Origin of the sequence: Chryseobacterium paridis (assembly GCF_016595215.1) — a bacterium.
Lineage (GTDB): Bacteria > Bacteroidota > Bacteroidia > Flavobacteriales > Weeksellaceae > Chryseobacterium > Chryseobacterium paridis.
In genome coordinates this window covers 1834309-1859850 of sequence record NZ_JAENHK010000010.1, presented here as the reverse complement: position 1 = coordinate 1859850, position 25542 = coordinate 1834309, and the positions used below count along the sequence as shown (strand labels likewise).

26 protein-coding genes are annotated in these 25542 nt (G+C 34.5%); 7 read left to right on the top strand and 19 right to left on the bottom strand.

Features of this window, described 5'->3' with window-relative positions:
- Positions 1–47 precede the first annotated feature (47 nt).
- Positions 48–1943 (top strand): molecular chaperone DnaK, encoded by a 1896-nt coding sequence (gene dnaK, locus JHL15_RS17880; RefSeq protein WP_200247977.1) that lies wholly within the window; start codon positions 48–50, stop codon positions 1941–1943.
- Positions 1944–2029: 86 nt separating this feature from the next.
- Here dnaK and JHL15_RS17875 read toward each other — a convergent pair whose 3' ends face one another.
- The 3 genes from JHL15_RS17875 to JHL15_RS17865 all read right to left on the bottom strand — a co-directional run bounded on the left by JHL15_RS17875 (position 2030) and on the right by JHL15_RS17865 (position 3882).
- Positions 2030–2383: a cupin domain-containing protein gene (locus JHL15_RS17875; RefSeq protein WP_200247975.1), complete on the bottom strand. Its 354-nt coding sequence runs from the start codon at positions 2381–2383 to the stop codon at positions 2030–2032.
- Positions 2384–2401: 18 nt separating this feature from the next.
- The gene (locus JHL15_RS17870) at positions 2402–2821 is read right to left on the bottom strand and encodes a DoxX protein (protein ID WP_200247974.1); all 420 of its coding nucleotides are present in this window, start codon (positions 2819–2821) and stop codon (positions 2402–2404) included.
- A gap of 272 nt (positions 2822–3093) precedes the next feature.
- Entirely contained in the window at positions 3094–3882 is a 789-nt protein-coding gene (locus tag JHL15_RS17865) for an AraC family transcriptional regulator (protein WP_200247973.1), read from the bottom strand.
- A 425-nt stretch (positions 3883–4307) separates the two neighbouring features.
- Here JHL15_RS17865 and JHL15_RS17860 point away from each other — a divergent pair, with 425 nt between their 5' ends.
- Positions 4308–5417, top strand: coding sequence for a heparan-alpha-glucosaminide N-acetyltransferase domain-containing protein (locus tag JHL15_RS17860; RefSeq protein WP_200247971.1), 1110 nt, complete (start codon positions 4308–4310; stop codon positions 5415–5417).
- 146 nt (positions 5418–5563) lie between these two features.
- Here the strand turns inward: JHL15_RS17860 and JHL15_RS17855 are convergent, their stop codons facing one another.
- Positions 5564–6127 carry a hypothetical protein gene (locus JHL15_RS17855; RefSeq protein ID WP_200247970.1) on the bottom strand — a complete coding sequence of 188 codons (564 nt, stop codon included), beginning with the start codon at positions 6125–6127 and terminating at the stop codon, positions 5564–5566.
- 135 nt (positions 6128–6262) lie between these two features.
- Here JHL15_RS17855 and JHL15_RS17850 point away from each other — a divergent pair, with 135 nt between their 5' ends.
- The gene (locus JHL15_RS17850; RefSeq protein WP_200247969.1) at positions 6263–6784 is read left to right on the top strand and encodes a thioredoxin family protein; all 522 of its coding nucleotides are present in this window, start codon (positions 6263–6265) and stop codon (positions 6782–6784) included.
- Positions 6785–6848: 64 nt separating this feature from the next.
- Here the strand turns inward: JHL15_RS17850 and JHL15_RS17845 are convergent, their stop codons facing one another.
- From JHL15_RS17845 to JHL15_RS17835, 4 genes are all read right to left on the bottom strand, one after another.
- Positions 6849–7247, bottom strand: coding sequence for a DUF7674 family protein (locus JHL15_RS17845; RefSeq protein WP_200247967.1), 399 nt, complete (start codon positions 7245–7247; stop codon positions 6849–6851).
- Between the two features lie 53 nt (positions 7248–7300).
- Complete coding sequence (locus tag JHL15_RS21325; protein ID WP_262895640.1) at positions 7301–7432, bottom strand: hypothetical protein; 132 nt, start codon at positions 7430–7432, stop codon at positions 7301–7303.
- Positions 7433–7568: 136 nt separating this feature from the next.
- The gene (locus tag JHL15_RS17840; protein ID WP_200247965.1) at positions 7569–7925 is read right to left on the bottom strand and encodes a DUF7674 family protein; all 357 of its coding nucleotides are present in this window, start codon (positions 7923–7925) and stop codon (positions 7569–7571) included.
- A 1-nt stretch (position 7926) separates the two neighbouring features.
- A complete protein-coding gene (locus JHL15_RS17835) occupies positions 7927–8091 on the bottom strand; it encodes a hypothetical protein (RefSeq protein WP_234047802.1) in 165 nt (54 codons plus the stop codon).
- A 203-nt stretch (positions 8092–8294) separates the two neighbouring features.
- Here JHL15_RS17835 and JHL15_RS17830 point away from each other — a divergent pair, with 203 nt between their 5' ends.
- On the top strand, positions 8295–9308 hold the full coding sequence (locus tag JHL15_RS17830) for a nucleoid-associated protein (protein WP_200247963.1): 1014 nt from the start codon (positions 8295–8297) through the stop codon (positions 9306–9308).
- Positions 9309–9484: 176 nt separating this feature from the next.
- Here the strand turns inward: JHL15_RS17830 and JHL15_RS17825 are convergent, their stop codons facing one another.
- The 5 genes from JHL15_RS17825 to JHL15_RS17805 are packed head-to-tail and all read right to left on the bottom strand — an operon-like array spanning position 9485 to position 15461.
- A complete protein-coding gene (locus tag JHL15_RS17825) occupies positions 9485–10234 on the bottom strand; it encodes a succinate dehydrogenase/fumarate reductase iron-sulfur subunit (protein ID WP_200247961.1) in 750 nt (249 codons plus the stop codon).
- Between the two features lie 12 nt (positions 10235–10246).
- Positions 10247–12163 carry a fumarate reductase/succinate dehydrogenase flavoprotein subunit gene (locus JHL15_RS17820; protein ID WP_200249204.1) on the bottom strand — a complete coding sequence of 639 codons (1917 nt, stop codon included), beginning with the start codon at positions 12161–12163 and terminating at the stop codon, positions 10247–10249.
- 12 nt (positions 12164–12175) lie between these two features.
- Positions 12176–12832, bottom strand: a complete 657-nt coding sequence (locus JHL15_RS17815) for a succinate dehydrogenase cytochrome b subunit (RefSeq protein ID WP_200247959.1) — start codon at positions 12830–12832, stop codon at positions 12176–12178.
- A 20-nt stretch (positions 12833–12852) separates the two neighbouring features.
- Complete coding sequence (locus JHL15_RS17810; protein WP_200247957.1) at positions 12853–14283, bottom strand: anion permease; 1431 nt, start codon at positions 14281–14283, stop codon at positions 12853–12855.
- A 20-nt stretch (positions 14284–14303) separates the two neighbouring features.
- Positions 14304–15461 (bottom strand): porin, encoded by a 1158-nt coding sequence (locus JHL15_RS17805; protein ID WP_200247955.1) that lies wholly within the window; start codon positions 15459–15461, stop codon positions 14304–14306.
- A 532-nt stretch (positions 15462–15993) separates the two neighbouring features.
- On the opposite strand from JHL15_RS17805, the gene JHL15_RS17800 reads away from it, so the two are divergent.
- The 3 genes from JHL15_RS17800 to JHL15_RS17790 all read left to right on the top strand — a co-directional run bounded on the left by JHL15_RS17800 (position 15994) and on the right by JHL15_RS17790 (position 19832).
- On the top strand, positions 15994–18186 hold the full coding sequence (locus tag JHL15_RS17800; protein ID WP_200247953.1) for an ATP-binding protein: 2193 nt from the start codon (positions 15994–15996) through the stop codon (positions 18184–18186).
- A 26-nt stretch (positions 18187–18212) separates the two neighbouring features.
- Positions 18213–18764 (top strand): biliverdin-producing heme oxygenase, encoded by a 552-nt coding sequence (locus tag JHL15_RS17795; protein WP_200247952.1) that lies wholly within the window; start codon positions 18213–18215, stop codon positions 18762–18764.
- 141 nt (positions 18765–18905) lie between these two features.
- Entirely contained in the window at positions 18906–19832 is a 927-nt protein-coding gene (locus JHL15_RS17790) for a malate dehydrogenase (RefSeq protein WP_200247950.1), read from the top strand.
- Between the two features lie 69 nt (positions 19833–19901).
- On the opposite strand, the gene JHL15_RS17785 is transcribed toward JHL15_RS17790, so the two are convergent.
- The 6 genes from JHL15_RS17785 to JHL15_RS17760 all read right to left on the bottom strand — a co-directional run bounded on the left by JHL15_RS17785 (position 19902) and on the right by JHL15_RS17760 (position 25531).
- Positions 19902–20630, bottom strand: coding sequence for a DUF3108 domain-containing protein (locus JHL15_RS17785; protein ID WP_200247949.1), 729 nt, complete (start codon positions 20628–20630; stop codon positions 19902–19904).
- A gap of 83 nt (positions 20631–20713) precedes the next feature.
- Positions 20714–21622 (bottom strand): alpha/beta fold hydrolase, encoded by a 909-nt coding sequence (locus tag JHL15_RS17780; RefSeq protein WP_200247947.1) that lies wholly within the window; start codon positions 21620–21622, stop codon positions 20714–20716.
- 119 nt (positions 21623–21741) lie between these two features.
- Entirely contained in the window at positions 21742–22260 is a 519-nt protein-coding gene (locus JHL15_RS17775; protein ID WP_234047800.1) for a hypothetical protein, read from the bottom strand.
- A 115-nt stretch (positions 22261–22375) separates the two neighbouring features.
- Positions 22376–23296 (bottom strand): helix-turn-helix domain-containing protein, encoded by a 921-nt coding sequence (locus JHL15_RS17770; protein ID WP_200249203.1) that lies wholly within the window; start codon positions 23294–23296, stop codon positions 22376–22378.
- A 13-nt stretch (positions 23297–23309) separates the two neighbouring features.
- Positions 23310–24209, bottom strand: coding sequence for an NmrA family NAD(P)-binding protein (locus tag JHL15_RS17765; protein ID WP_200247944.1), 900 nt, complete (start codon positions 24207–24209; stop codon positions 23310–23312).
- Between the two features lie 140 nt (positions 24210–24349).
- Positions 24350–25531 (bottom strand): phosphatidylinositol-specific phospholipase C domain-containing protein, encoded by a 1182-nt coding sequence (locus tag JHL15_RS17760; RefSeq protein ID WP_200247943.1) that lies wholly within the window; start codon positions 25529–25531, stop codon positions 24350–24352.
- Between the last annotated feature and the right edge of the window lie 11 nt (positions 25532–25542).

The following is a 25542-nucleotide window of genomic DNA, read 5'->3' as shown; positions in this document are numbered from 1 at the left end:
ATGTAGAGTGTAAATCAAATTAAAAATTAGAAAAAATTAAAAATATTATGAGTAAAATAATTGGAATTGACTTAGGAACGACCAACTCTTGTGTTGCTGTAATGGAGGGTAAAGACCCTGTTGTTATTCCTAACGCAGAAGGTAAAAGAACGACTCCTTCTATCGTAGCGTTTACAGAAGATGGTGAAAGAAAAGTAGGAGATCCTGCAAAAAGACAGGCTGTAACGAATCCAAAAAAGACAGTATACTCTATCAAAAGATTTATTGGAACTCATTTTAAAGATGATGGAAGTGAAATTTCAAGAGTACCTTACGAAGTTGTAAAAGGTCCGAATGACACTGTAAAAGTTAAAATTGACGATAGAGAATATACTCCACAGGAAATTTCTGCAATGATCCTTCAGAAAATGAAGAAAACTGCTGAAGATTATCTTGGACAAGAGGTAACAAGAGCGGTAATTACTGTTCCGGCTTACTTTAATGATGCACAAAGACAAGCTACTAAAGAAGCTGGAGAAATCGCAGGTCTTAAAGTAGAAAGAATTATCAACGAACCTACCGCTGCTGCATTGGCATATGGTATGGATAAAAACCACAAAGATCAAAAGATCGCAGTATATGATTTAGGTGGTGGTACTTTTGACGTTTCAATCCTTGATTTAGGAGATGGAGTATTTGAGGTATTATCTACTAACGGAGATACACACTTAGGAGGTGATGACTTTGATGATGTGATCATCAACTGGATGGCAGATGAGTTTAAAGCTGAAGAAGGAGTAGATTTAAAATCTGATGCAATTGCATTACAAAGATTAAAAGAAGCTGCTGAAAAAGCAAAAATCGAATTGTCTTCTTCTCCTCAAACTGAAATCAACTTACCTTATATTACAGCTACTGCTACAGGTCCTAAACACTTAGTAAAGACTTTAACAAAAGCTAAATTCGAGCAGTTATCTGCTGACCTGGTAAGAAGATCTATGGAGCCTTGTAAAAAAGCTTTATCTGATGCAGGTCTTTCGATCTCTGATATTGATGAGGTAATCTTAGTAGGTGGTTCTACAAGAATCCCTATTATCCAGGAAGAAGTTGAAAAATTCTTTGGTAAAAAACCATCTAAAGGAGTAAACCCGGATGAAGTTGTAGCTATTGGTGCAGCGATCCAGGGAGGAGTTTTAACAGGAGATGTAAAAGATGTTTTACTTCTTGACGTTACCCCACTTTCTTTAGGTATTGAAACAATGGGTTCAGTATTCACTAAATTAATTGATGCGAATACTACAATCCCAACAAAAAAATCTGAAACATTCTCGACAGCTTCTGATAACCAACCAGCAGTAAGCATCAGAGTAGGACAGGGAGAAAGACCGATGTTCAACGATAATAAAGAGATTGGTAGATTTGACTTAACAGATATTCCACCAGCACCAAGAGGAACTCCTCAGATCGAAGTAACTTTCGATATTGATGCGAATGGTATCCTTAGTGTTTCTGCAAAAGATAAAGGAACTGGTAAAGAGCAGTCTATTAAAATCCAGGCTTCTTCAGGTCTTTCTGACGAAGAAATCGAAAGAATGAAAAAAGAAGCTCAGGAAAATTCTGCAGCAGATGCTAAGAAAAAAGAAGAAGTTGAAATCTTCAATAAAGCTGACGGATTGATCTTCCAGACTGAAAAGCAATTGAAAGAATTTGGTGATAAATTATCAGCTGATAAGAAAGCAGCAGTAGAAGCGGCAGCAGCTGAATTGAAAACAGCATTCGAATCTAAAAATTCTGATGAGATAAAAGCTAAAACAGAAGCTTTAGATGCAGCTTGGATGGCAGCTTCAGAAGAAATGTATGCAGCAGGACAACAAGCTCAGGGTGCAGATGCAGGTGCTCAGAATCCTGGTGGAAATGCAGGAGGTGAAGATGTACAGGATGCAGACTTCGAAGAAGTAAAATAAATAGTTGTAAGTAATACTTACACTTCATATACAACCGCAGTGAAACAATTTTGTTTCACTGCGGTTTTTTGTTGGAAATTGATCTGTTAAAGAATTTCTACTTCTTCCGGGATCATAAAATAAATGAGACATCCATTTTCAGACTTTACTGAATGTTTAAAATTAGGTGGAGTATAAAGATAATCTCCTTTTTCTAAGCGAGCCCCAGCTATAATTGCTTCCCCTTCCATAATAAATAACTCTTCTCCTGCAGGATGATTGTGGTAAGGATAACTTGCTCCGGGTTCAAATTTTAAAAGAATCGTTGTAGATCTGTTTTTCTCTGGATCAAATTTCAGAGATTTTACGAATATTCCTTCGTAGTGAATTCCTTTTTCAATTAAAGGTTGCCATTCTTTTTGTTCTGTTTTTACGATGTAATCGTGAATGTTTGTGTTCATGATATTGTATTTTAATTGTTATTGATTTAAAAAATTTTGTAAAGTCCATTTATAATTAGGGAAGGTGCTAAGTAAAAATGCTCCGGCACTGAAAGCAAAGACTGAATAATCTAAAGGCTCTTTACAACCAAAAGAGACCACCATTGCTACTGCAAATGATAAAGTGAGAATGGATGCTAATAAAGCCATTTTACTTACCTGATAACCAATAAGCAATGAAATGCCAATTGATACTTCCAAAATGGTTGATACTATTGCAATAGAGGGAGCAAAGGATTTAGGTAAAAAAGAATTGGTTTCAGCAGTATAACTGACAAAGTTTTTCCAACCAGAAGACCTGGTTCCCCAAAGTCCAAACCTACTTGCTGTAGCGGATAAAAAACCAGTTGCCAAAGCGATGCGTAGGAGAAAAACAGCTATATCTTGTTTAGTTTTCATACTTATAATTTTTATCTCTTTAATTACAAGTACAAAGTTCGGTTAAGAGCAGGGCTTAAAGAATAGACAATTCCGGGAAAAGCATATAATATTTGGAAGGGTGGGAAGATGGAAAATGGAAGATGGAGGAGGGAAGATGGAGGAGGGAAGAGAGAAGTTTTTTTAGTCGGATAGGTGCTGGAATTCATTTGATAGAAATGAATTTGGTTAAAGTAAAATGGACTGATTTATTTGTTTGAGACTTTTGGATGATTGCTTGTTCAGGTTTTATTTTAATTTTTCACTGTTTTCTGGTAATCTTTTGGGGATAAGGAAGTGTGCTTTTTAAAGAAATTAGAAAAATAAAAAGGATCATTGAATCCTAATTGGTATGCAATTTCTTTTACACTCAGTTTTTCATATAGTAATAAACGCTTGGCTTCAGAAACAATAAGGCTATAGATAACATTCATAGCCGTTTTATTGGTGTGTAATTTTGAAACTTCATTCAATTTTGCCTCTGTTGTTCCCAGCATATCTGCAAAATGAGATACAGGGTAGTTGTCTGCAAAATGAGTCCGCACACTTTCCAGGAATTTTAAGAATAAAGCATCAGGTTTCCATATTTCGTCTCCGTTTGCTATTTTACTGCGATTGATTTCTATTAATAATAATTCAACAAGTGAATGGGTTGAAATTAAATACTGATAAGATTTCTCCTGAAGTTCATTTTCAATTAAGCTTAGTGTTTCTGTAAAAAATGTTGGACGGCTAACAGTAATCATTTCATTCATTCCGAAATGGCAGAAAAGTCCATTATGGAAAATAAGCTCAATATCGCTGTCACTTTTACTAAAAAAATCAAGGGTAAATTCCAATGCCGTCAATTCACCTTGCACATTGATCAGTTGATGAAACTGTCCCGATGTAATGGTTACAGTTTGACCGGCCTTTAAAATGAAAATATTTTCGTCAATCAGGATTTCAGAAGTTCCACTATTGCACCAAAACAGCGTATACTTAATTACACGTCTTGGCTCGGAATGTCCTGCCTGATCTGAGTATTTTTTTATTTCAATCATTTTTTAAATGCATTAGGGTAGTATACTTTATTAATCATGAATCCATTTCATGTTATGGATGTAAGCTTTACTAAAATCTAAATTACAAAAAAAGCTAATGTAAAATATTGTGTACATGCGATTTCAGAAATATTCAATCAATAGAATTATTACTTTATTCCCACTGAAGATATTATAACGCTCTCATTAACTCTTGTTTTGAATGAAATACTATAATAATTAAAAAGGATGAATATGTGGTTAGGAAATTTTTTAAACTAATTAAATTATTTGTTTTTAATCTGTATATTTGTTTTTATTTATTCTAAATAAGAATATTATTAATTTTAAAACTTATTCATCCTATTAACATTATGATTATCGGGTAATTACAATCATTTAATTATAAATATAATTTGTAGCCCACTTATAAAAACTGAAAAATTATGGAACAACAAAGTAGAAGAATTCTGGCACTCGACATAATAAAAGGAATGAGTGTTATAGGTATGATCATTATACATACCTTACTCATATATGCCAATGTAAAATCACAATATGAAACGGCAGTTGGTAGTTTTATTGTCTTTTTAGGAAGAGGTACTTCTATTTTTATGATTTGTATGGGGTTTACATTTATGACCTCCAGTCATCAAAGCCTTAAAAGTTCGATAAAACGAGGAGGCTTACTCTTATTAGCTGCCTTTTTTATGAATTTTATGAAGTTCATGATTCCTGTAATTTTTGGTTTTGCTCCGGATAATTTTATTCAAAAATATGGCTGGCATGCGCCAATAGAGCAACAATATGTATATCTGGTGCAGCTTGGGGATATTTTACAATTAGCGGGAATGTCCTTACTGGTTATTGGGTTTATCAGAAAATATGTGAAAAATAAATATGGGATTCTGGCTATAGGATTATTTGTGGCATTAGTATCCAGAGAGGTGAATGGAATTAATACTGATGTTCCGGTCATCAATTATGTTTTAGATCTTATTTTTAATAATGATTATCCTGCCTATGTCTATTTTTCTGTTTTCCCTTGGATGTCCTTTATTATCATCGGGATGTTTTTCGGGAAATGGTTTCAGGAACTTAACTACGACAGTAAACAATTGTTTAAGAAAATGTTATATGTCGGACTTTTGTTTGTAGCGGTTGGTGCCCCATTGGTTTTTCTATATGGTGACTATAATTACAATGGTTTTTATCACATGGGACCTGGAGGCGTTATTTATTTTGCAGGATGGACATTGATTTTTCTTTGGGCTATTTTCAATATTTCTTCGAGGATTAAAGAAAATAATTTTATGAAAATTCTAAAGTATTGCAGCAGAAATCTAACATCGATGTATATGATACAGTGGATATTAATATCCTGGGGGAAAGGTATCTTTGGCTACAGACAACATGGAATACCATTCGTTTTACTACTCATCGTACTTTATATTATTCTAACATTTTTAGTTCAGAACCTGTTGGATATCTTAAGAAAGAAAGAGCCTCTGTTTTTCTTTAGACGGATCTCAACTGATGAAACTGTTCTGAAATAAATATTACTATTCAAAATAAAAATATTTTTATCAATCAGGGTTTCAAGAGCAATAGCTAGGTCAAAATAATAAATTTGATGGCTATTTTGGTTTGGAGGTTCTGATTGATTTAAATTTTTTATCTGATTTTTATTAACGTAATTCCGTCATCGGTAATCCCGATCTATTTTTTCCATTTCCCTTTGATAAAATTTTAAATCCTTTCGTGTAAGATTTCTATAATTTTCTTCTAATTCTAGTAAGGTTTCCTTCATTAGATTTTCAAGTTTCCTATTTTTATTCTGTTTTGTTAACTCATCTCTCATTGTAAGTATTTCATCAGTGCCATATACTTCATCATTCAAAAATTGTGTGATATGCTTTTTTGATTTTGTGCAGCCTGCTTGATAGTTAATTAACATTGGATTTTCAGAATAGAAGCGATATAATTCCAGAAATCTTTTATCATTTCTTTTGAATAATTCCTGACTTGAATAAATTTTTAATGAGTTACTTCCATGTTTGGCAAAAAAATAAAGTTCATCATTATTAGCTACTTTCGATAATTTTTTAAAATAATTATAAATTTTACTTTCTCGACCATCTATATCAATATGTGGTGATTCAGCATAAGAAATCGTATCTAAACTCTTTGATAATTCTCTTACATTATCTGAAATTTGAGCATTACAAAGAGGAAATAGAAGAATAAAAACTATTTTTAGTCTCATAGTATTGATTCATAATGAACCAAATCTACTACTTAATTATTATTTCTAAATATTAATTATAGAAAAGAATTTGTCCATAGAATAAAAAGAAAAAATAAGTACATTCGTTTAGTTAAATTTTAAAACAACATTCAAATGAAGTATTCTAAAATTATTGTAATATTTACCTTATTCTTATTCCAATTCGGATTTGCACAGGAAAAAGCAGATGTGGTACTGAATAAAGCGCTTACTGAAGCTAAAAAAAATAATAAAAATGTTCTTTTGGTATTTCATGCTTCGTGGTGTCAATGGTGCAAATTGATGGAGAAAAATATGAACCTTCCGGAAACAAAACCTTTATTTGATAAAAACTATGTTACCGCTTATCTTGATGTGCAGGAAAGAGGTGAAAAGAAGGCACTTGAAAATCCAGGTGGAGAGGCAATGATGAATAAATACAAAGGAGAAAATGCAGGTCTTCCTTTTTGGCTGGTACTCAATCCTAAAGGTGAAGTTCTTGCAGATTCTTTTAATGACAAAGGAGAAAATATGGGATCCCCTGCAACTCCTGAAGAAGTGGATGTATTTTTAGCAAAACTGGAAAAGACAACGAAATTGAATAAGCAGGAACTTGAAACTATTCAGAAAGTCTTCGTAAAGAAGAAAACTCAATAGAAAAGCTCTGCAAAGTATTAATTATAAAACGCCCCGGAATCGAAAGATTCCGGGGCGTTTCTTATTATTTTTTACCAAAAAATATTTGATCCTTTTTTTGTTGTTCCAGATAGATCTCCTGGAAATTGACAGGCATGTATTGGAAAATGGCATTCCAGTGCTGTATTTTAGTATGCTTCTTAAAGCTTTCAAAAGATCTTACGAAAAGATTTTCGATAATGTCTTTTACATAGGCATCTGCATTCCGATAGATCCCTTCCATCAGTTTGATGTGATGGCCGATAATATTAATTTTAGATTCCCGTAAAAGGTTCTTTAAGTAGTTAACTGTTGATTGGATAATACCTGCAAAGTTTTTTTGCACCGATAATTGAGTGATCTCTCTTCTAAGTGTCGGATAGAAAAATTTTAAATACTCCACAGCTGTCTCTTCATTAATAGTTTGCATTGGCTCGTTCATCATAAATAATATTTTATTTTTCAAACTCTTTTACAGCCGCCAAAACTGTACCAAACTTATAAACATGCAGCAAAAATAAATACGCCAATAATCAATGCGATATGAGTAGCCATGATTTCAATATTGTGTCTGGAATTCGACTCTTTCCACTGTTTCCAGTCGAATTGTTTTCTGATTTTTGTTCTCATAATAATGATAATTTTGTAATGAAATAGTTGAAAAATGTAATAAAAAATTCATGTGTCAGTTTTTCAGAATCTTCTTTTACCGGAAAGTCTGACTTTTATGACGGAATGTTTGATTTTTTCTTCTCGATTACTGCCATTATATACCATGGGTATAAATCTGCTTGGCATAAATTTTCTGCAAATCTTTAGACATATGATTAAAAATAGCCTTTCGGTATTCCTCACTGCAGTAGCTGGTAACATTGTCCAGTGAATAGATGAAAGTACATTCTATCGCATTTTTGAGTACGACATCGCCATTTTTGTAAATGTTGCCCATCTTTTTTAAACATTTAAATAATAAAGTTCTATCATTATGTCGGATCATCTTTCTGATATGATCTGTAAAAGTTTTCATGACACTGTAAGAACTTTGTGTCTTAGCTTCATCTAATTCATACTGTATACTAGGAATTACTTCTGTAATTTCCTGAACGGCTTGTAAATAATTCATATTAATAATGATTTTGTTCTAAAAATTTTATAAATCCTCCAAAAATAAAAAGCACTAAGAATGCGATAAACAGCAGGTGATATGGTTTCATCCATTTCGGAGTTTGTGGTCCTCTGCTTTTTAATCTTCTTAATCTGTCGATTCTGTTTAAAGTCTTTAAGTCCATTTTTTATGTTTTGAGAATGATGATGCCAATTGTATTCCTTTGAATTTGAATTTGATTTAAAGTGTTTTAAATCAAATTGTTGCGAATTTCCGTTTAAATTTTTTGTGTTAAAAACCTATTCAAAATGATAAGGTTATTATCAAAACGAAATGCTGCCCGATGTTTGAGATTATTAATATCTTTGCAATCCATAAAAATCAAAAATGTTTTCAAAAATTATAGTACACAGAGTAGGAAATAAAATCAATGGTGAATCATTAACGCTTTCCCAGGAAGAGTTACAGCTGGAAGAGGGAATGGCAGAAATGCTTGAAGAATATTTTTTAGGCTCTTTTAAAACAGAGGAAACCTACCAGTTTTATAGTGATACTTATTTAGTAAATAATCCTGTTTACAGCTCGGTATCTGAGATTTTTGAGGATAAAGCCAAATTCCTTTGGGAAGCAGAAAATATTGCTAAACATCTTTTTGAAGCTGCTGAAAATCCGAGGGTTCAGGGAGGTGAACTATTTATCGTTTTCTTTGAAGATGAAAGAGAGGGAGATGAAAAAGTGGATAAGATCGGAATTTTTAAAACTGAAAAAAGAGAATCTTTCTTAAAAATATTCCCTCAGGATGAGACCTTTGGATTAGAAAAAGATCAAGGAATTGGGTTGTCAAAAATTGATAAAGCTGCTTTGATCTACAATAATCATAAAGAAAATGGATATGTATTATCTGTAGTTGATAACAACAAAAACGGAGATATGTATTACTGGTTCGAGGATTTCTTGAAAGTAAAACAGCGTGATGATGAATATTTCCATACTCAGGAAGCGCTGATGGTGTATAAAGATTACATCACAAAACAACTTCCTCAGGAGTTTGAGGTTTCAAAAGCGGATCAGGCTGACTTTCTAAATAAATCCATTAATTTCTTCAAAGAAAAAGAAGAATTCAAATTGGATGATTTTGCAGCTGAAGTTTTAGGAGATGAACACGTGATTGAAAGTTTTAATAATTTTAAAACAGATTACGAACAAGACATGCAAATCAATATTGCTGAAGAATTTCCGATCAGTGAAGCAGCTGTTAAAAAGACACAGAGACACTTCAAAAGCATTATTAAATTAGACAAGAATTTCCACATCTATATCCACGGAGACAGAAAAATGCTGGAACAGGGACAGGATGAGAAAGGGAAGTTCTATATGCTGTATTTTGATAAAGAGGTGTAGGAGATGAAAGGCAAAAAGGCGAAATCGCTGAAAGGCAAAATCGCGGATTTGTAAAATTGTAAGACAGTCGGAAGATAGTTGGTAAGAGAAATATAAGTAAAAAGGGTAAAAGCAATTTTGCCCTTTTGCCTTTTCGCTATTTAACGATTTTACAAATCCGCTAATTAACTTTTTGCCTACTTTTTGCCGAAAAATAAAGCTCTGCTGTATTCATAATTCATTCTGGCAATATTGAGAACGGAGATTCCTTGCGGGCATTCTACCTCACAGGCTTCTGTATTAGAACAGTGTCCGAATAATTCTTTGTCCATTTGTGTAACCATATTGATAACGCGGGTGCTTCTTTCTTCTTTTCCTTGCGGAAGCAATGCCATGTGTGTAATTTTAGCAGATGTAAACAAGGCAGCACTTGCATTTTTGCAGGTCGCTACACAAGCTCCGCATCCAATACATGCAGCAGAATCAAAAGCTTCTTCAGCAGTTTGATGAGTAATAGCAATTGCCGTTGCATCAGGAGCTTGCCCCGTATTTATAGAAACGAAACCTCCTGAAGAAATAATTCTGTCAAATGCTGAACGGTCTACTTTTAAATCTCTTTTTATAGGAAATGCTTCTGCACGAAACGGTTCTATAACAATCGTTTCTCCATCTTTGAAGGAACGAAGATGCAGTTGGCAGGTTGTGGTATGTTCCAAAGGACCATGAGCTAGCCCATTGATCATCATTCCACATTGCCCACAGATTCCTTCACGGCAGTCATGATCGAACTCTACAGGTTCTTCACCCTCCACAATGAGTTTTTCATTTAAAGTGTCAAGCATTTCAAGAAAAGACATATGGGAATTCAATTCTTTTAAATCATAATTTACCAGCTTCCCCTCACTTTCTTTATCTTTCTGTCTCCATATTTTAAGATGTAAATCCATAATTTTTGTTTTTTATTTATAACTTCTTACCGTTGGCTGTATTTCTTCAAATACAAGCGGTTCTTTAATTAATTCAGGTTCATTGTTTTCTCCTTTCCATGCCCATGCAGAAATAAATTGAAATTCATTATCATTTCTTAATGCTTCTCCATCAGCAGTTTGATATTCCTCCCGGAAATGAGCGCCACATGATTCATTTCTGGTTAGGGCATCATAGCACATCAGTTCACCGATTTCAAAATAATCAGCTACGCGGCCTGCTTTTTCTAATTCGGTATTCATATTATTTCCGTGTCCGGAAACTCTTACGTTCTGATAAAATTCTGATTTTAGCTTTTGTATTTCTTCAATAGCGTATTTCAGTCCTTTCTCATTTCTTGCTAAACCACAATAGTCATATAGCAACTTTCCTAAAGTTTTATGATAATGATCAACGGTTTTTGTTCCTTTGATATTTATAAGATCTTCTATCTGTTTTTTTACATCACCTTCAGCTCGTTCAAATGCAGGATCTTCCGTTGGTATTTTTCCAGTATGAATCTCATTAGATAAATAATTGGCAATGGTGTAGGGCGCAATAAAATAGCCATCCACTGAAGCCTGAAGAAGAGAATTAGCCCCAAGTCTGTTAGCTCCATGATCGGCAAAGTTCGCTTCTCCTAAAGCAAATAATCCGGGAATAGTAGTCATCAGTTCATAATCCACCCATAAACCACCCATTGAAAAGTGAGCAGAAGGAGAGATCATCATCGGCTCTTTATAAGCATCATAACCTGTAATTTTAAGGTACATGTCAAATAAATTTCCATACTTCTCCTGGATCTTCTCTTTTCCCTGTTCTTTAATAGCTTTGGAAAAATCCAGATAAACGGCATTTTTTAAAGGACCAATTCCAAATCCGGCATCGATTCTTTCTTTAGCGGCTCTGGATGAGATATCTCTCGGAGCCAGATTTCCAAAAGCCGGATATCTTCTTTCAAGATAGTAATCCCGTTCATTTTCAGGAATATCATTGGGATTCCTGGATTCATTTTCTTTTAAAGGAACCCATATTCGGCCGTCATTACGGAGCGATTCAGACATCAAAGTTAATTTCGATTGATAATCTCCTGATTGGGGTAGTGAAGTAGGGTGTACCTGAATCCAGCTTGGAGATGCCATCAAAGCTCCTTTTTTATGGGCTCTCCAGATGGCAGAACCATTACATCCCATGGCTAGTGTAGACAGATAATAGATCTTACCATATCCTCCAGTTGCTAATACTACAGCATGAGCGGAGTGTCTTTCAATTTCTCCTGTGTCTAAATTTCTTACAATAATTCCTCTTGCCTTTCCATCAATAACCACGAGATCCAGCATTTCATGTCGGGAAAATAGTTGTACTGTATTTTTACCAACCTGTCTCATCAAAGCTTGGTAAGCCCCCAACAGGAGTTGCTGACCAGTTTGTCCTCTTGCATAAAATGTCCGGCTGACCTGAACCCCTCCAAAGGAACGGTTGTTGAGATAGCCTCCATATTCTCTTCCAAAAGGTACTCCTTGTGCGACAGCTTGATCGATGAGGTTTAACGAACATTCTGCCATACGGTATACATTGGCTTCACGGGCTCTGAAGTCTCCGCCTTTTAATGTGTCAACAAACATTCTGTAGACACTATCCCCATCATTTTTATAGTTTTTAGCTGCATTCACTCCTCCTTGGGCTGCAACAGAATGGGCTCTTCTGGGGCTATCCTGAAAACAGAATGATTTGACATTGTACCCCATTTCTCCCAAAGATGCTGCGATAGAGCTACCTGCCAGTCCGGTTCCAACTACAATAATGTCCAGTTTTTTGCGGTTGGCGGGATTAACCAGTTTAGCGGTTTTTTTGTAATTGGACCATTTTTTTTCTAATGGTCCCTGTGGTATTTTAGAATCTAACATCATCATCATTTTATTTTAATTAGCGGTAAAGAATATATAAATCGGCATAATTGCGAAACCGATGCTTATAATAACTGAATAAGCTATTCCTATCGTTTTAAACCATTTTACAAACTTAGGATGGTATAATCCTAATGTTCTGATCGCACTGTATATCCCATGGATAAGGTGATAGCATAAAACAGCCATGGAAATTACATAGATGATGACATACCACCATTCTTTAAAAACAGTGACCACCAAAATATAAAGGTCTTTATTTCCATTATTGTCCAATGGTGGGCTGCCAAATTTATAGACATACCAGAAGTTTTGAAAATGGATCACCAGGAAGATCAGAAGTAAAGTTCCTAATATTCCCATATTACGGGAATACCATTTACTTGCTCTTCCACGTCTGTCGGTTTTGTATTGACCTCCTGTTTTTTTATTCTTTAAAGTAATGATCAAACCATCTATTGCATGAAGAATAATGCTTGTATACAAGACATAGGAAACTATTTTAATTACAATGTTGCCTGAAAGAAAATGCGAATAGGCATTGAATTGTAAATGAGCCTGTTCCTGAGGAAGGAATAGCTGAAGATTTCCCAGGAAATGAATAAGCAAAAAGAAGCTTAGAAAAAGTCCTGTAAGACACATCAGCATTTTTCTTGACAATGTAGACAGCATAATTTTTTGGTTTTTATTATTTAATAATATCCTAAGACTTTCATCCAAAGACCTCCTACGACCATATATATAATAAGCAATACAATTCCTATTTCAAGGCCACGAAGCCACCAGGCTTTCAATTCTACATATCCGCTTCCGAAAAATACAGGAGCCGGACCATGACCGTAATGGGTAAGTACTCCGTATATAGAACCCAGGAAACCTAGCATCATCGCCAATAGCATTGGTGGAATTCCTACAGCAACTCCTACTCCCAATAATGCAGCATACATGGCGGCAACATGAGCAGTAGCGCTGGCAAAAATATAATGACTGAAAAAGTAAACGACAATAATTACCGGAAAGGCTATCTGCCAACTTAATCCACCAATTTTAACCTTGATGAGGTCACTGAACCATCCGATGAAACCTAGTTCATTCAATGAGCTGGCCATCATCACCAATACGGCAAACCAAACAATGGTATCCCATGCACCTTTCTCTGATTTTACATCTTCCCAGGTCAATACAGAAGTTAATAACAGCATAGTTAATCCTATGAAAGCAGTAGTAGTTGCATCTATTGAAAGGGCACCCCCAAATATCCAAAGAGCTAATAAAATGAAGAATGCCAATAACATCAACCATTCATTTCTGGAAATTGGACCCATTTCTTTTAATTTTTGAGCGGCCATTTTAGGAGCATCACCTGTTTTTTTCAATTCTGGCGGATATAATTTATACAGTACCAATGGCACAACAAAGAATGCGACCAGACCTGGTAGGAAACCTGCTGCTGCCCACGACATCCATGTGATATTGATGCCAAGGTTAGCGGCAAATTTTTGACACATGGGGTTACTGGCCGTCCCTGTTAGAAACATAGAAGAAGCAATCAGATTCATATAATAACTGTTTAATGTTAAAAATGAACCAAGCTTTCTATGGGTTTCAGGTTTTTCCGGAACAGAATCAAAACTGATTGCCATTGATTTCATGATAGGATAAATGATTCCACCACCCCTTGCGGTGTTACTAGGAATAGCCGGAGCAAGACAAACATCTGCCAGTCCCAAACCATAAGCGAGTCCAAGGGAACTTTTACCAAAAATCCTGATGAATAAAAAGGCAATACGGTTTCCTAACCCTGTTTTAATGAATCCACGGGCAATAAAAAATGAAATTCCAATGAGCCAGATCACTTTATCTCCGAAACCGGAAAGTGCTTTGGTAATAGATTTTCCTGCATCTCCGGGAGCTATGACCTGTGTTAATGCTGTGAATGCAATCGCCATCATACACATGGTTCCCATAGGCGCTGCTTTAAGGATAATTCCTAAAATTGTAGCCGCAAAAATAGCGAAGAGATGCCATGCATCGGCAGTAACACCATCAGGCTCAGGAATAAACCAGATGATAAGGGCAACAGCAAAAGTTATTGCTGTATTCTTGATATTAATTTCTTTCATAATAGTAATGATATTAATGATTAAAATCTACTTTGTACCTGAACAATAAATAGATTACTGTTGTATTGAGATGTATTTATAATTTGTTTTTTATACCGGTCGAATTGTACCCCCAGTTGAATTCTGGCACCATAGTTTTTCAGAAACTCTAATCCAAACATCGGTGTAATGGTTTGCCTTGGGTTAGAATTCATTCGGAAATTGGTGTCGAGGTATTCGTAGCGGCATGATAGTTCGAAAGCACTTAGGTTTCTGTGATTGACTTCATATCGCAGGTTCGGAAGGAAATAAATTCCACGGATGAGATAATTGTCCGGATTAGAAGGTCTCTGCTCCGGATCTATAGAGTTGTATAAAACGTGGTTGGTTGCCTGTTTGGCTTCCAACTGCATATCGAGGCTCCATTTTGGATCAAAATTCACCAACGAGCTGAGGTCAACGCCCAGTGCATATACTTTTTTACCAAAAACTTCACCAGTACCACCGTTAAGGCCTACATTAAAATTATACTTTTTAGAAAGACCAAATACCAGCCGGGTTGAATACTGTTTCCCATTATCATTATCGTTGACCTGATTTTTTCCATTTCCGTTTACAATGGAAACTCCATATTGAAAAGGGATTTCACCCAATTGAAGTTGTCCGGTGGCGGAAAGCCCAATTTGAAAACTTGTCCATCCTAATTTTCCAAATTCTGTATACTGGTTGGACCAATCCAAAGATTTGATAATATCAATAGGATAGGTCTCTTCAATACCAAACCAGGGACGGAACTGTCCGACAGTAATAGCAAGTTTGGGATTGAAAGTGTATTTTAAATAGGCATTTTCAAGAACCCGGCTTTTAGGATCATTTTTAAAATCTGCAAGGTTGGCAAGTACGACAACTTCTGTCCGTTTGCTGATCTGCGCACGAACCTGAACCCTCATATACTTGACCATAAAGTTATTATCAGTTCCTGATCCATCCTCATGATGAAGTCCATTTACATCAACATCTTTGGTCATCCCTACAAGATATCTGGCCTGGAAAAGTCCCTTGATCTGAAGTTGTGGGTATTTTACATTATCCTCTTCCTGTTTTACCTGAGCAGTGTCTTTTACCTGCGCATTCATAGATAATGAGAAGAGTAACATGCAAAATAATTGCTTTCTTTTTTTAATTGAAAAAAAAGTCATAGTGTTTTATATTGGTTAGTAATAAATTGAATAGATATTAGATTCTTAAAAATCTAAAAATGAAATTTTATTATTCCTTCTGTTGGATAAGATTAAATAAGGTGATCGAATTGGTGAAGAAACTTTTACATTTCCCTAAATACGGGGAGTTTATATTCGATTGAATAAATGGGATTATTGAGGGCTTTTTCATACTGATGTATTTGATTGTTAGAAAAATAAATAATTAAATTTTTGATAGTAATATTTAATTATTTATTCATGTTTTCGTGTTTTGGTGATATGAAATTACTAAATTTTGTTTAATTAAGAGAATTATTTTATTTTAATATAGTATTAGTGTTAATAATCACTTTTCATTTATTTTAATAGAAAAATTGTGATTTTGTTAACGTAATTTAGTATATTATAGCATATGAAAGTTCGTATTAAAACGTTTAACTATAGACTATTAATGTGGTTATCAGTTTAGATACCACAAACTATTAGATCCCCAAAATAAAATACTATATTTGATAGATTTTAGAATACTATGAATTTTGTAGAATGTCATGAAGAACCCATCCATATTCCTGGGTATATACAAAGTTTTGGATACCTGATTGGCATTGATGCAGAATCTTATATCATTACTTTTTTTAGTGAAAATATTAGGGATATATTTGCTGTCGAAAAGCTGGAAGTCCTTTTCGATAAAAAGATTACAGACTTTCCTGAAAATTTTCAGAGCATTATAGATTCCGATATTTACAGCTCATTAGATACCTTTACAAGACGGGAAAATGAAACTTATTTTGATAAGATCTTTATTGATCAAAAAGAATATCACTTTTCTGTTTTCCGAAATGGGGGACATATTTTTTTAGAATTTGAAGAAGTCCTGGAAAATCCTGATAAACGGATATCAAATAAGTATGATAATTTCTATATCATAGATAGTGCACAGGAGATTTGGGATCACCTTTTAAGTACACTTTCTAAAATTGTGAATTATGACCGGATGATGATCTATAAGTTTATGGCAGATGGTTCGGGAAAAGTAATTGCAGAAAAAAAGAGAAATAAAGATATACGTAGCTATCTTGGGCTGCATTATCCGGAATCAGATATTCCCCGACAAGCACGGGAACTATACATGAAGAAAAGAAAAAGAATCTTTAGCAATGTATATTCTGAAACAGTTCCGGTTTTAAGCAATAAGAAAGAAGATATTGATCTTACTTTTACAGCTTCGAGAGGAATGTCTCCTATTCATGGTCAATACATTAAAAATTCGGGATCTTCTTCAAGTTTCAGTATTTCGATTATTCTTGATGATCAACTCTGGGGGTTAGTGACCTGTCAGAATTCAGAAGCTAAACATATTGATCTTGAAGATAGAGTTCAGGCAGGGATTTTTACTGCTTTGGCATCAAATGCCTATTCATCATTTAAGAATAAAAAAGAACTTGAATATCGTTTAGATCTTAATGAAAAATCATCATTTCTAAAAACAGAGTTTCTTAAAGAAAATTCTTTGTTTGATTCTCTGGTTCAAAACAGGAATGAAATAATGGATTTGGCTGAAGCTGATGGTCTGGTTATTATTTCAGATGAAAACATTGTGACGGCCGGAGCCACTCCTTCCCGTGAAGTTATCGGAAAAATAGCAAACTGGGCATATGAAAATACAGACAAAAGTATTTATATAAACCGAAGTTTCTTAAAGCACCAAGGTGAGGAGTTAGGTCTTGATAAAGATTCGGCAGGTATTATTATTTATTTTATTGACCGGACTAAAAATGAAATGTTGATATGGTTCCGTAAAGAATTTGATGAACACATTCAATGGGCGGGAAATCCGGAAAAGAAAATTGAGACTTTCGTTCAGAATGGTGAAGAAAGACATCAGGTTTCTCCAAGGACATCATTTGAAATATTTAAAGAGAATATCAAAGGAAATTCTAAACGATGGAGTTCAAGAAATATAATTGGAGTACAGGCAATCAGAGATGTGATTTTGGAGACCTCCCACAAACAATATAATACGATAAAACAGCTCAATGATCAGCTTAAAAAAGTAAATGAAGAACTGGACAGTTTTTCTTACACCATTTCTCATGACTTAGGAACTCCGCTTACGGTAATGAAACTGAATGCTCAAATGCTTTTAGCCAATTTTGATAAATCTGAAAAGGAAAAAAATAAATTGAAATCCATCATCGAAGAAATTGATAATATGGCTGAGATGATGCATGATGTTTTACAATTAAGCCGCGCAAAGCATAGTGAAATAAAATTGGAAGGTCTGCAGACGATGAGCACCATTCAAAAAATCTCTGAAAATGCCATCATTACATTTGATAGTCATAAAAGCGAGATCATTATTAAAGATTGTCCTGAAGTATTGGCGGATAAAACGATGCTTCATCAGGTGTTTTTAAACGTCATCAATAATGCAGTAAAATATTCATCTCATAAAGATCAGCCAATAATTGAAATTGAAGGAAGTGAGGATGGAGAATTGGTTTTTTATAAAATTTCCGATAATGGAATAGGAATTCCTGAAGAAGAGAAACATAAGATGTTTAAAATTTTCAACAGGATGGATAATGCAAAGAATTTTAAAGGAAATGGGATTGGTTTATCCATTGTTCATAGAATTATGAAAAGAATAGGGGGGAATGTAAAATATGATAGCAATAAAGAGGGTACTTCTTTCATTTTAACGTTCAAAAAACCTTAAATTTGGGGAACTTATAAATACTTATTATGGTTTCTGAATATCTTAAACAAAATACAGCAGAATATCACGATGCTGCTGAGAAACTTTTTAACTCAGAAAAGATTTTTAACAAGACTTTCACTTTAGACGATTACAAAAAAATCATCAATACCAATTATTTAATGCTTTTGCATTCTGAAGATAAAATTTTCAACAGCCTTAACGGAAACTTTGCTGAAAAACTTCAATTGGACCAAAGAAAGAAACTTCCATTAATTGAAAAAGATCTTGCAAGCCTTGCATTGAAAAATCAGGCTGCAACGCATACCCTTGAAGTCAATAACGAGCACGAAGCATTGGGAATGATGTATGTGATTGAGGGTTCTACTTTAGGGGGAAATGTAATTGCTAAACAACTTTCTAAAACTGAAGGTTTTGATGAGATAACATTTAATTTCTTTGGATGTTATCAGGAGAATACAGGACCAATGTGGAAAAACTTCAAAGAGGTTTTAGATACGGAAGTTGCAGAAGATAATTACAATGAAGTATTATCGGGAGCTAAGAAATTATATACGTTTTTACTGAACGTGAATTAATTTTCCCATTCAAAATCTAAATATATCCTTTGCAGATAATTAACTTCCTGAAAGATTGCTCAATTTTTCAGGAATTGTTAAATTTGGGAGTCAAAATTTTTAGACTGAACTAAAAATAAATAATTTTAAAAAGTATACATTATGAAAGTAACTGTGGTAGGTGCAGGCGCTGTAGGTGCAAGCTGTGCTGAATACATCGCTATGAAAAACTTCTGTTCAGAGGTAGTTTTAGTAGACATTAAAGAAGGTTTTGCTGAAGGTAAGGCAATGGATTTGATGCAGACAGCGTCGCTTAATGGTTTTGATACCAAAATTACGGGAACAACAGGAGACTATAGCAAAACTGCAGGTTCTCATGTAGCAGTAATCACTTCAGGGATTCCAAGAAAACCTGGAATGACAAGAGAAGAGTTGATCGGTATCAACGCTGGAATTGTAAAAGATGTTACTGCTAATCTGGTAAAACATTCTCCGGAAGTTATTATCATCGTAGTTTCTAATCCAATGGATACAATGGCATATTTAGTACACAAAACTTCTGGTCTTCCGAAACACAAAATTATCGGAATGGGAGGTGCGCTGGATTCTGCAAGATTTAAATACAGATTGGCTGAAGCATTGGAAAGCCCAATTTCTGACGTTGATGGAATGGTAATCGCTGCTCACAGTGATACCGGAATGCTTCCTTTATTAAGCAAAGCAACAAGAAATGGAGTTCCTGTAACTGAATTCCTTGATGATGAGCAACAAAAATATGTAATCGAAGAAACTAAAGTAGGTGGAGCTACATTAACTAAATTATTAGGAACTTCTGCTTGGTATGCACCAGGTGCAGCGGTTTCTGTAATGGTTCAGGCAATTGCTTGTGATCAAAAGAAAATGATTCCTTGTTCTTTAATGCTTGAAGGTGAATACAACCAAAGTGATATCTGTTTAGGAGTTCCTGCTATTATCGGTAAAAACGGTGTAGAGAAAATCGTAAACATTACACTTACTGTAGAAGAACAATTGAAATTTGCTGAAGCTGCTAAGGCAGTAAGAGAAGTAAATGGAGATTTGAAGTTTTAATTAGATTAAACTTTATATACTGAAAACGCGCCCGAAGGGCGCGTTTTTATTTTTCTTTAATATCTATTCTCATTCGATTCTTTCCATTATCATTTTTCTTCCACCCGCATCCATTTCCTGTTTCAACATCTGGTTAGATTTCGTATCGATGTAAAAAGCCATCTTTACTGCATTGTTGGAAATATCATCTGTTACACTAATGATCCAGACTTCTTTATTTTGAAAAGTTCCCTTTTGGGTATCAATAACATGAGCTTTCATAGCTCCAATACTTGCTTTAGGATTATAATCAAAAATAGCAATATCGGTTTTGTAGCCTTCTTTTAACGGTAACCACCGAATGATTTGAGGGTATAGATTACTATCGAAAAAGCTTCCTTCTACTTTTTCATTAATCTCTGTCTTGGTATTGGTTGTTTTGTCTGTATAATATCCGGTAACTGTTTTTCCAAAATTTAAGACCATATCCCTTTGTGTATTGAAAGAGGTATGTTTTACAGGTTTTAATTGGGGAAGTTCGGCAATGGTTTCATCAATCCAGTCGGGTTTATCAGCCATTTTTACTGTAGTTTTTACATTAACAGTCTTATTATTCCGAGTAATCTCCGTGCTTATTTTTCCAATTTCAATTTTGGTATCACCTTTTAAAGCATACCAAATCATTGTTTCTTGCCCATTCTTTATTTGACTGGAAATAATCTCGTTCTTTTCAGGAGTCTGAACTTGAATTTGGGCATTCAATAAAGAGCTGCACAAGGTGATCATGAAAACAGAACATAAAAAGGATATTGACTTCATAGTATAGTGATTTTGTTGATTATATATTATTAAGTCATTGAAAATGAGTAATTGTTACATGCTAATGATAAGATTGGAATAAATTATTCTTTCTTCCTTACAAAACTCCATACTGCATTGATGAATTCCGGATTCTTTTCATAATACAAAAGGTGTCCGCCATCAATGGAAACGATTTCTTTATTAGGGAATTTAAAGGTTTGATAATGTTTTGTACCCACAGCTTTGTCCTTTTTTCCTGTAATGATCAATGTTGGAACCTTAATGTCTTTTGTAATCGGGGCATAATCTTCATAGTATTCGGGAAATTCTTTAGGCTTAGTAATCACTGCCATCCCAAAGTCAATGATTCTTGGATGTAATGAATCAATCTTATCCATTTCTTTGATTGTTTCAATATCATCCGTAAGGAATCTGAATCCCATTCTTTTGGATCTTAAAGACTTGCTTAATTTGGAAAGTTCAGAAGAAAGACTGTCTTTTTCAATCTTTTGGTTTTTTAAATGAAGAAGCTCATTGGCATATTCAATCTGTTCTTTAACAGATTCATTATTTAAGAAATGTAAAGTCACATTGGCTAAAATAATGCCTTTTACGTTTTGAGGATATTTCTTAGCATAGCTTACGGCAATAATTCCTCCAAAGGAATGAGCCATTAAGAAGACCTTATTCAATTTTAGATGCTGTCTTAATTCTTCAATATCCTGTACCATTTTATCCAAATGATAATTATCTGACTGTGCAGATTTTCCAGATCCTCTCTGGTCCATGTAGACCATTTTAAGATTTTTCTCGAGATGGTTTCCTCCCATTAATTCAAATGAAGGATAACCTTGTCCCGGTCCTCCAGGAATATAGATACAGGCTTCTCCATTTCCGGAAACTTTGTAATGGATCTGTACTTGATCACCTGTCTGAAAAAAATCCTCAGATTTGGATTGAGCTGATATAGTATTAATGAATAATAGCAGAGTAAAGAAAATAAATTTCATGTATTCAATTTTATACTAATATAACATTTTATAACAGGTATTTATTACACCTCTTTTATCTTAAGAGATAGAAGATAGGTCTCTGTACTTTTAAAATAATCCAGCCAAATCTTGTAGGATTACACTTTTACAGTTTTCGGTACCTTAAATAACAAAACAACAGCCCATATTTGCAGGATTGTTTGAACAATATTTATGATTCCAAGAACAGGATCTGCTAAAAAATTCATTATTACAATTGGGAATGCAAGAATTCCTAAAATTAAAAGAACCAAAAGGACATATTTTATCCATTCTGTACCTTTTCCTGCTAAATAGCCAATTCCAAAAATGATTGCTATTGTTACCACAGCTGTAAGTATTGCAGAACCTGAACTAAGAGATTCATAGGTCCAGATCATATTACCGACTCCTAACGCAGCTGAAAGATAAATTAAGTTAGCTGCTTCCTTATGATTAGAGTGGGGAATGACCTCTGCTTTTTCTTTTTCTGTTGTGATCAAAGAATTCCTTAGTTCAATTTCTTCAGAACTGAATTCTTTCCCCCTGGATTCTAATATATCAAATGCATATAGAATAGCTTGAGGTACCACCTTAGTATCTGGTTTTATATATTTTTCAAGCTCCTGGCTTGACATTTTTTCTAAGACATTTTTATTGACACTCATTTTAAATCAGATCGTAGTTTTTTAAGAGCGCAAATTTAATAAAACCTTCCTCTTAAAATAAAACTTTCTGAGTAATAAATTGATTTCAGTTAAAGGACTGTCTGAAAGCCAATGGAGATACTTTGGTTTTGCTTTTAAATAATTTACTGAAAGACTGTGGATGCTCAAATCCTAACTCATAGGCAATTTCACTTACAGACAGTTGAGTCGTGGAGAGTTTTTCTTTGGCTTTTTCAATGAGCTTTTCATGAATGTGCTGCTGGGTATTCAGTCCTGTAAGGACTTTTAATAATCCCGTTAAATAGCTTGGAGATATATTCAAAGCATTAGCAATATCATGTACTGTTGGGAGCCCTTTACTGATGAGGTCTTCCTTATCAAAGTATTCCGAAAGCAATGATTCGAGGGAATCCAGAATTTTATGATTGGCTATTTTCCGGGTAATGAATTGCCGTTGATAATAACGTTCTGAATAATTCAAAAGCGTTTCAATCTGTGAAACAATGATGTTCTGACTAAACTGGTCAATATTAGAGTGATACTCCTGCCGGATGTTTTGGATAATATTATCTAGCACTTTTTCTTCTTTTTCTGAAAGAAATAAAGCCTCACTCACTGAATAATCAAAATATTCATATTGTCTGATTCTTTTGGTAAGAGATGAATTCCATAAAAAATCGGGATGAATAAGCAACATCCACCCCGAATGTTTTGTTGTTAAATTGGGATCAATAGTAATACTAAACACCTGTCCCGGAGACATAAAAAACATTACCCCTTCATCAAAATCATATTCCTGCTGGCCATATTTTATGGTAGCATTAGAAGTGCGTTTTACGGAAATAGAATAAAAATCCAATATCCAACTCGTTTCCAATTGGTCATTGGAATGTTTGATATCACTGTAATCTATTACACTGATCAGCGGATGCTCAGGTTTTGCCAAACCTCTTACCTGATGGAATTCAGTAATGGATTTTATTCTTTGAGGTTGCTTGTTCACAATACAAATGTAAATATTATTGATGATACGTGATTGCAAACTCTTTCGCGAAATCCTTCACTTTTATTTTACCCAAAGCAGGTTGGTGAGCATAATAGTCTTCAGACAAAGTTCCATTGTTCATTGCAGCATTCATCTCAATAAAACCCTTTGCCGTTTGTGGATTCATTCCTGTATGTATTAAATTATCAAGCATTTGTTCATCCGGAATAATTTCCCATTTCAACTCATTGTTTCCAATGGCTTCTCCTAAAATACCGGCTATTTCGTTAGGGGCTATTTCCTCACTGGCAATATATCTGATTTCCCTGCCATTAAATGGTTTTTCGATCTCCTCAGCAATCACTTCTGCAATATCCAAAGGAGAAACCCATGGTTCCTTCTGATCACCACCATAGTTCTGAATGATCTTCCCTTGTGCTTTTATATCTGGAATAAAAGCATACATATTATAATAAAATGCTACAGGGCGCATGAATTTGATGGATACGTCTTCGGGAAGCTCTTTTAGAATACTTTCTACATTATGATGAAATGCAAGGATCCCATTTCCCTGACTCATATGAGCCCCAATACTGCTAAGATGAACAATGCGTTTGACACCTGATCTTTCAAATGCTTCTTTATAGTTTTTGCCAATTTGAGTATTGGCTGCTATAAAATCTACATTATGATCAAAAAAACAGCCAGCGTTTAAAGCTTCCATAGCATACACAATGTCTGCTCCTTTGAAAGTTTCAGAAAGAAAATCAACATCTTCCATTGTTCCAATTGCCGGCTGAGCACCTAAATTTTCAATTTCTGCTTTTCTTTCAGGATTGGTACTGACCACGGTTACTGAATGTCCTTTACTAACTAATAATTGTGTCAGCGGCTTACTGATATTTCCTAAAGAGCCTGTTACTACTATTTTCATTGTATTTATTTTATACAAACAAAGTTCAGAAATGAGCATTCAGGCGATGTATCTGAATCTACTTTTCTTGTAGCCGAAAAAGAGTGAGGTAGGTATCAAAATGAAAACAGCCTCTTGAATAGAGGCTGCCTGCTGTTTACTTATTGACAATTACCATTAATGGGATTTAAAAAATAATCTTTATCCTGAGGTGGTTTTACAAAATACGGCGTTCCATACGTGTTTCCAGATCGAAAAAAATCAGTTGAAACAACCTGGGCTCCACTGCTGAATGCTTTTTTCGCCCGGGTAAGATCATTGACCTTCGCTTCATAAGTTTCAATATCTGCTCTTGTTCTTACCATAAAACCTTGCTTTACCATTTTTTGAATCTCCTCCTGGCGCACAATAGCGTTATCTTTTAAAATAAAAGCTGCAAAGTTATCTTCCGGCTCACTTTCCATAAACATCAGTCTTTTTTCCAAAGAACCATCGATCAGATAAGGATTGTTTTTAGTGGATTTTGTTCCGGCACTTCCCGGTAATAGCATGAAGATAAATTTACCCTTGCTATTTTCCACTTTTGGCCAGTTGTTATTGAGTACAGCCTCTCGAAGTGTTCCAAATTTACCCTGTATTTCTTTAGGGGTGATGATCTTATCCTTTCCAAGATATTGAGCAATTTCCTGATCGAGTTCATCGTACGCTTTTTGAGTGAATGGCAAAACCTGAGTGCTGTTAGGAAAAATAGGGAACCCTGAATCTTTAGCTTCTACCATGATGAAAATAGTAGTGTGCTCAGGATGCTGGTCAGACCATTCCCGAAGTTCTGTCAAAGCATCTTTTAATGTTGGATAATGAGATCTGAAGTCTATATCAGCCATATGAAGGACCTTAAAACCTGGTTTATCCAATCCTTTTGTATTATGTGGTGCAAGATCTTTTATTCCTTTTTCTTTTAGCACACGGTAAGAGGCTGGATTGGTGAAACGATTACCATCCGGGTCATAATAAATATCCAGCTCTAAACCACGAAGATTGGCATTCAATTGCTGTTTGAAGTCTGGGTGATTGTAATTCAATGCCTCATGAAAATCCATTCCATTCGGGTGGTATTCCTGAAATTTTGCTTTTTGCTCCGGAGACATCCCTGAATCATATTTTGTCATCATATTTTTGATGATCGGAGCAGCAAGCTCTAGTACTTTTGGATCAACTGGTTCAGCATATGAATTATGCGTTCCGAGAACCTGTAGCTGATTAATTTTAATGTCTTTGCATTTTTCCTGCGCATGGAATAATGCTGCAACAGCGATTGCTGCTGTGCTTATATATTTTTTCATAAAATTGAAAT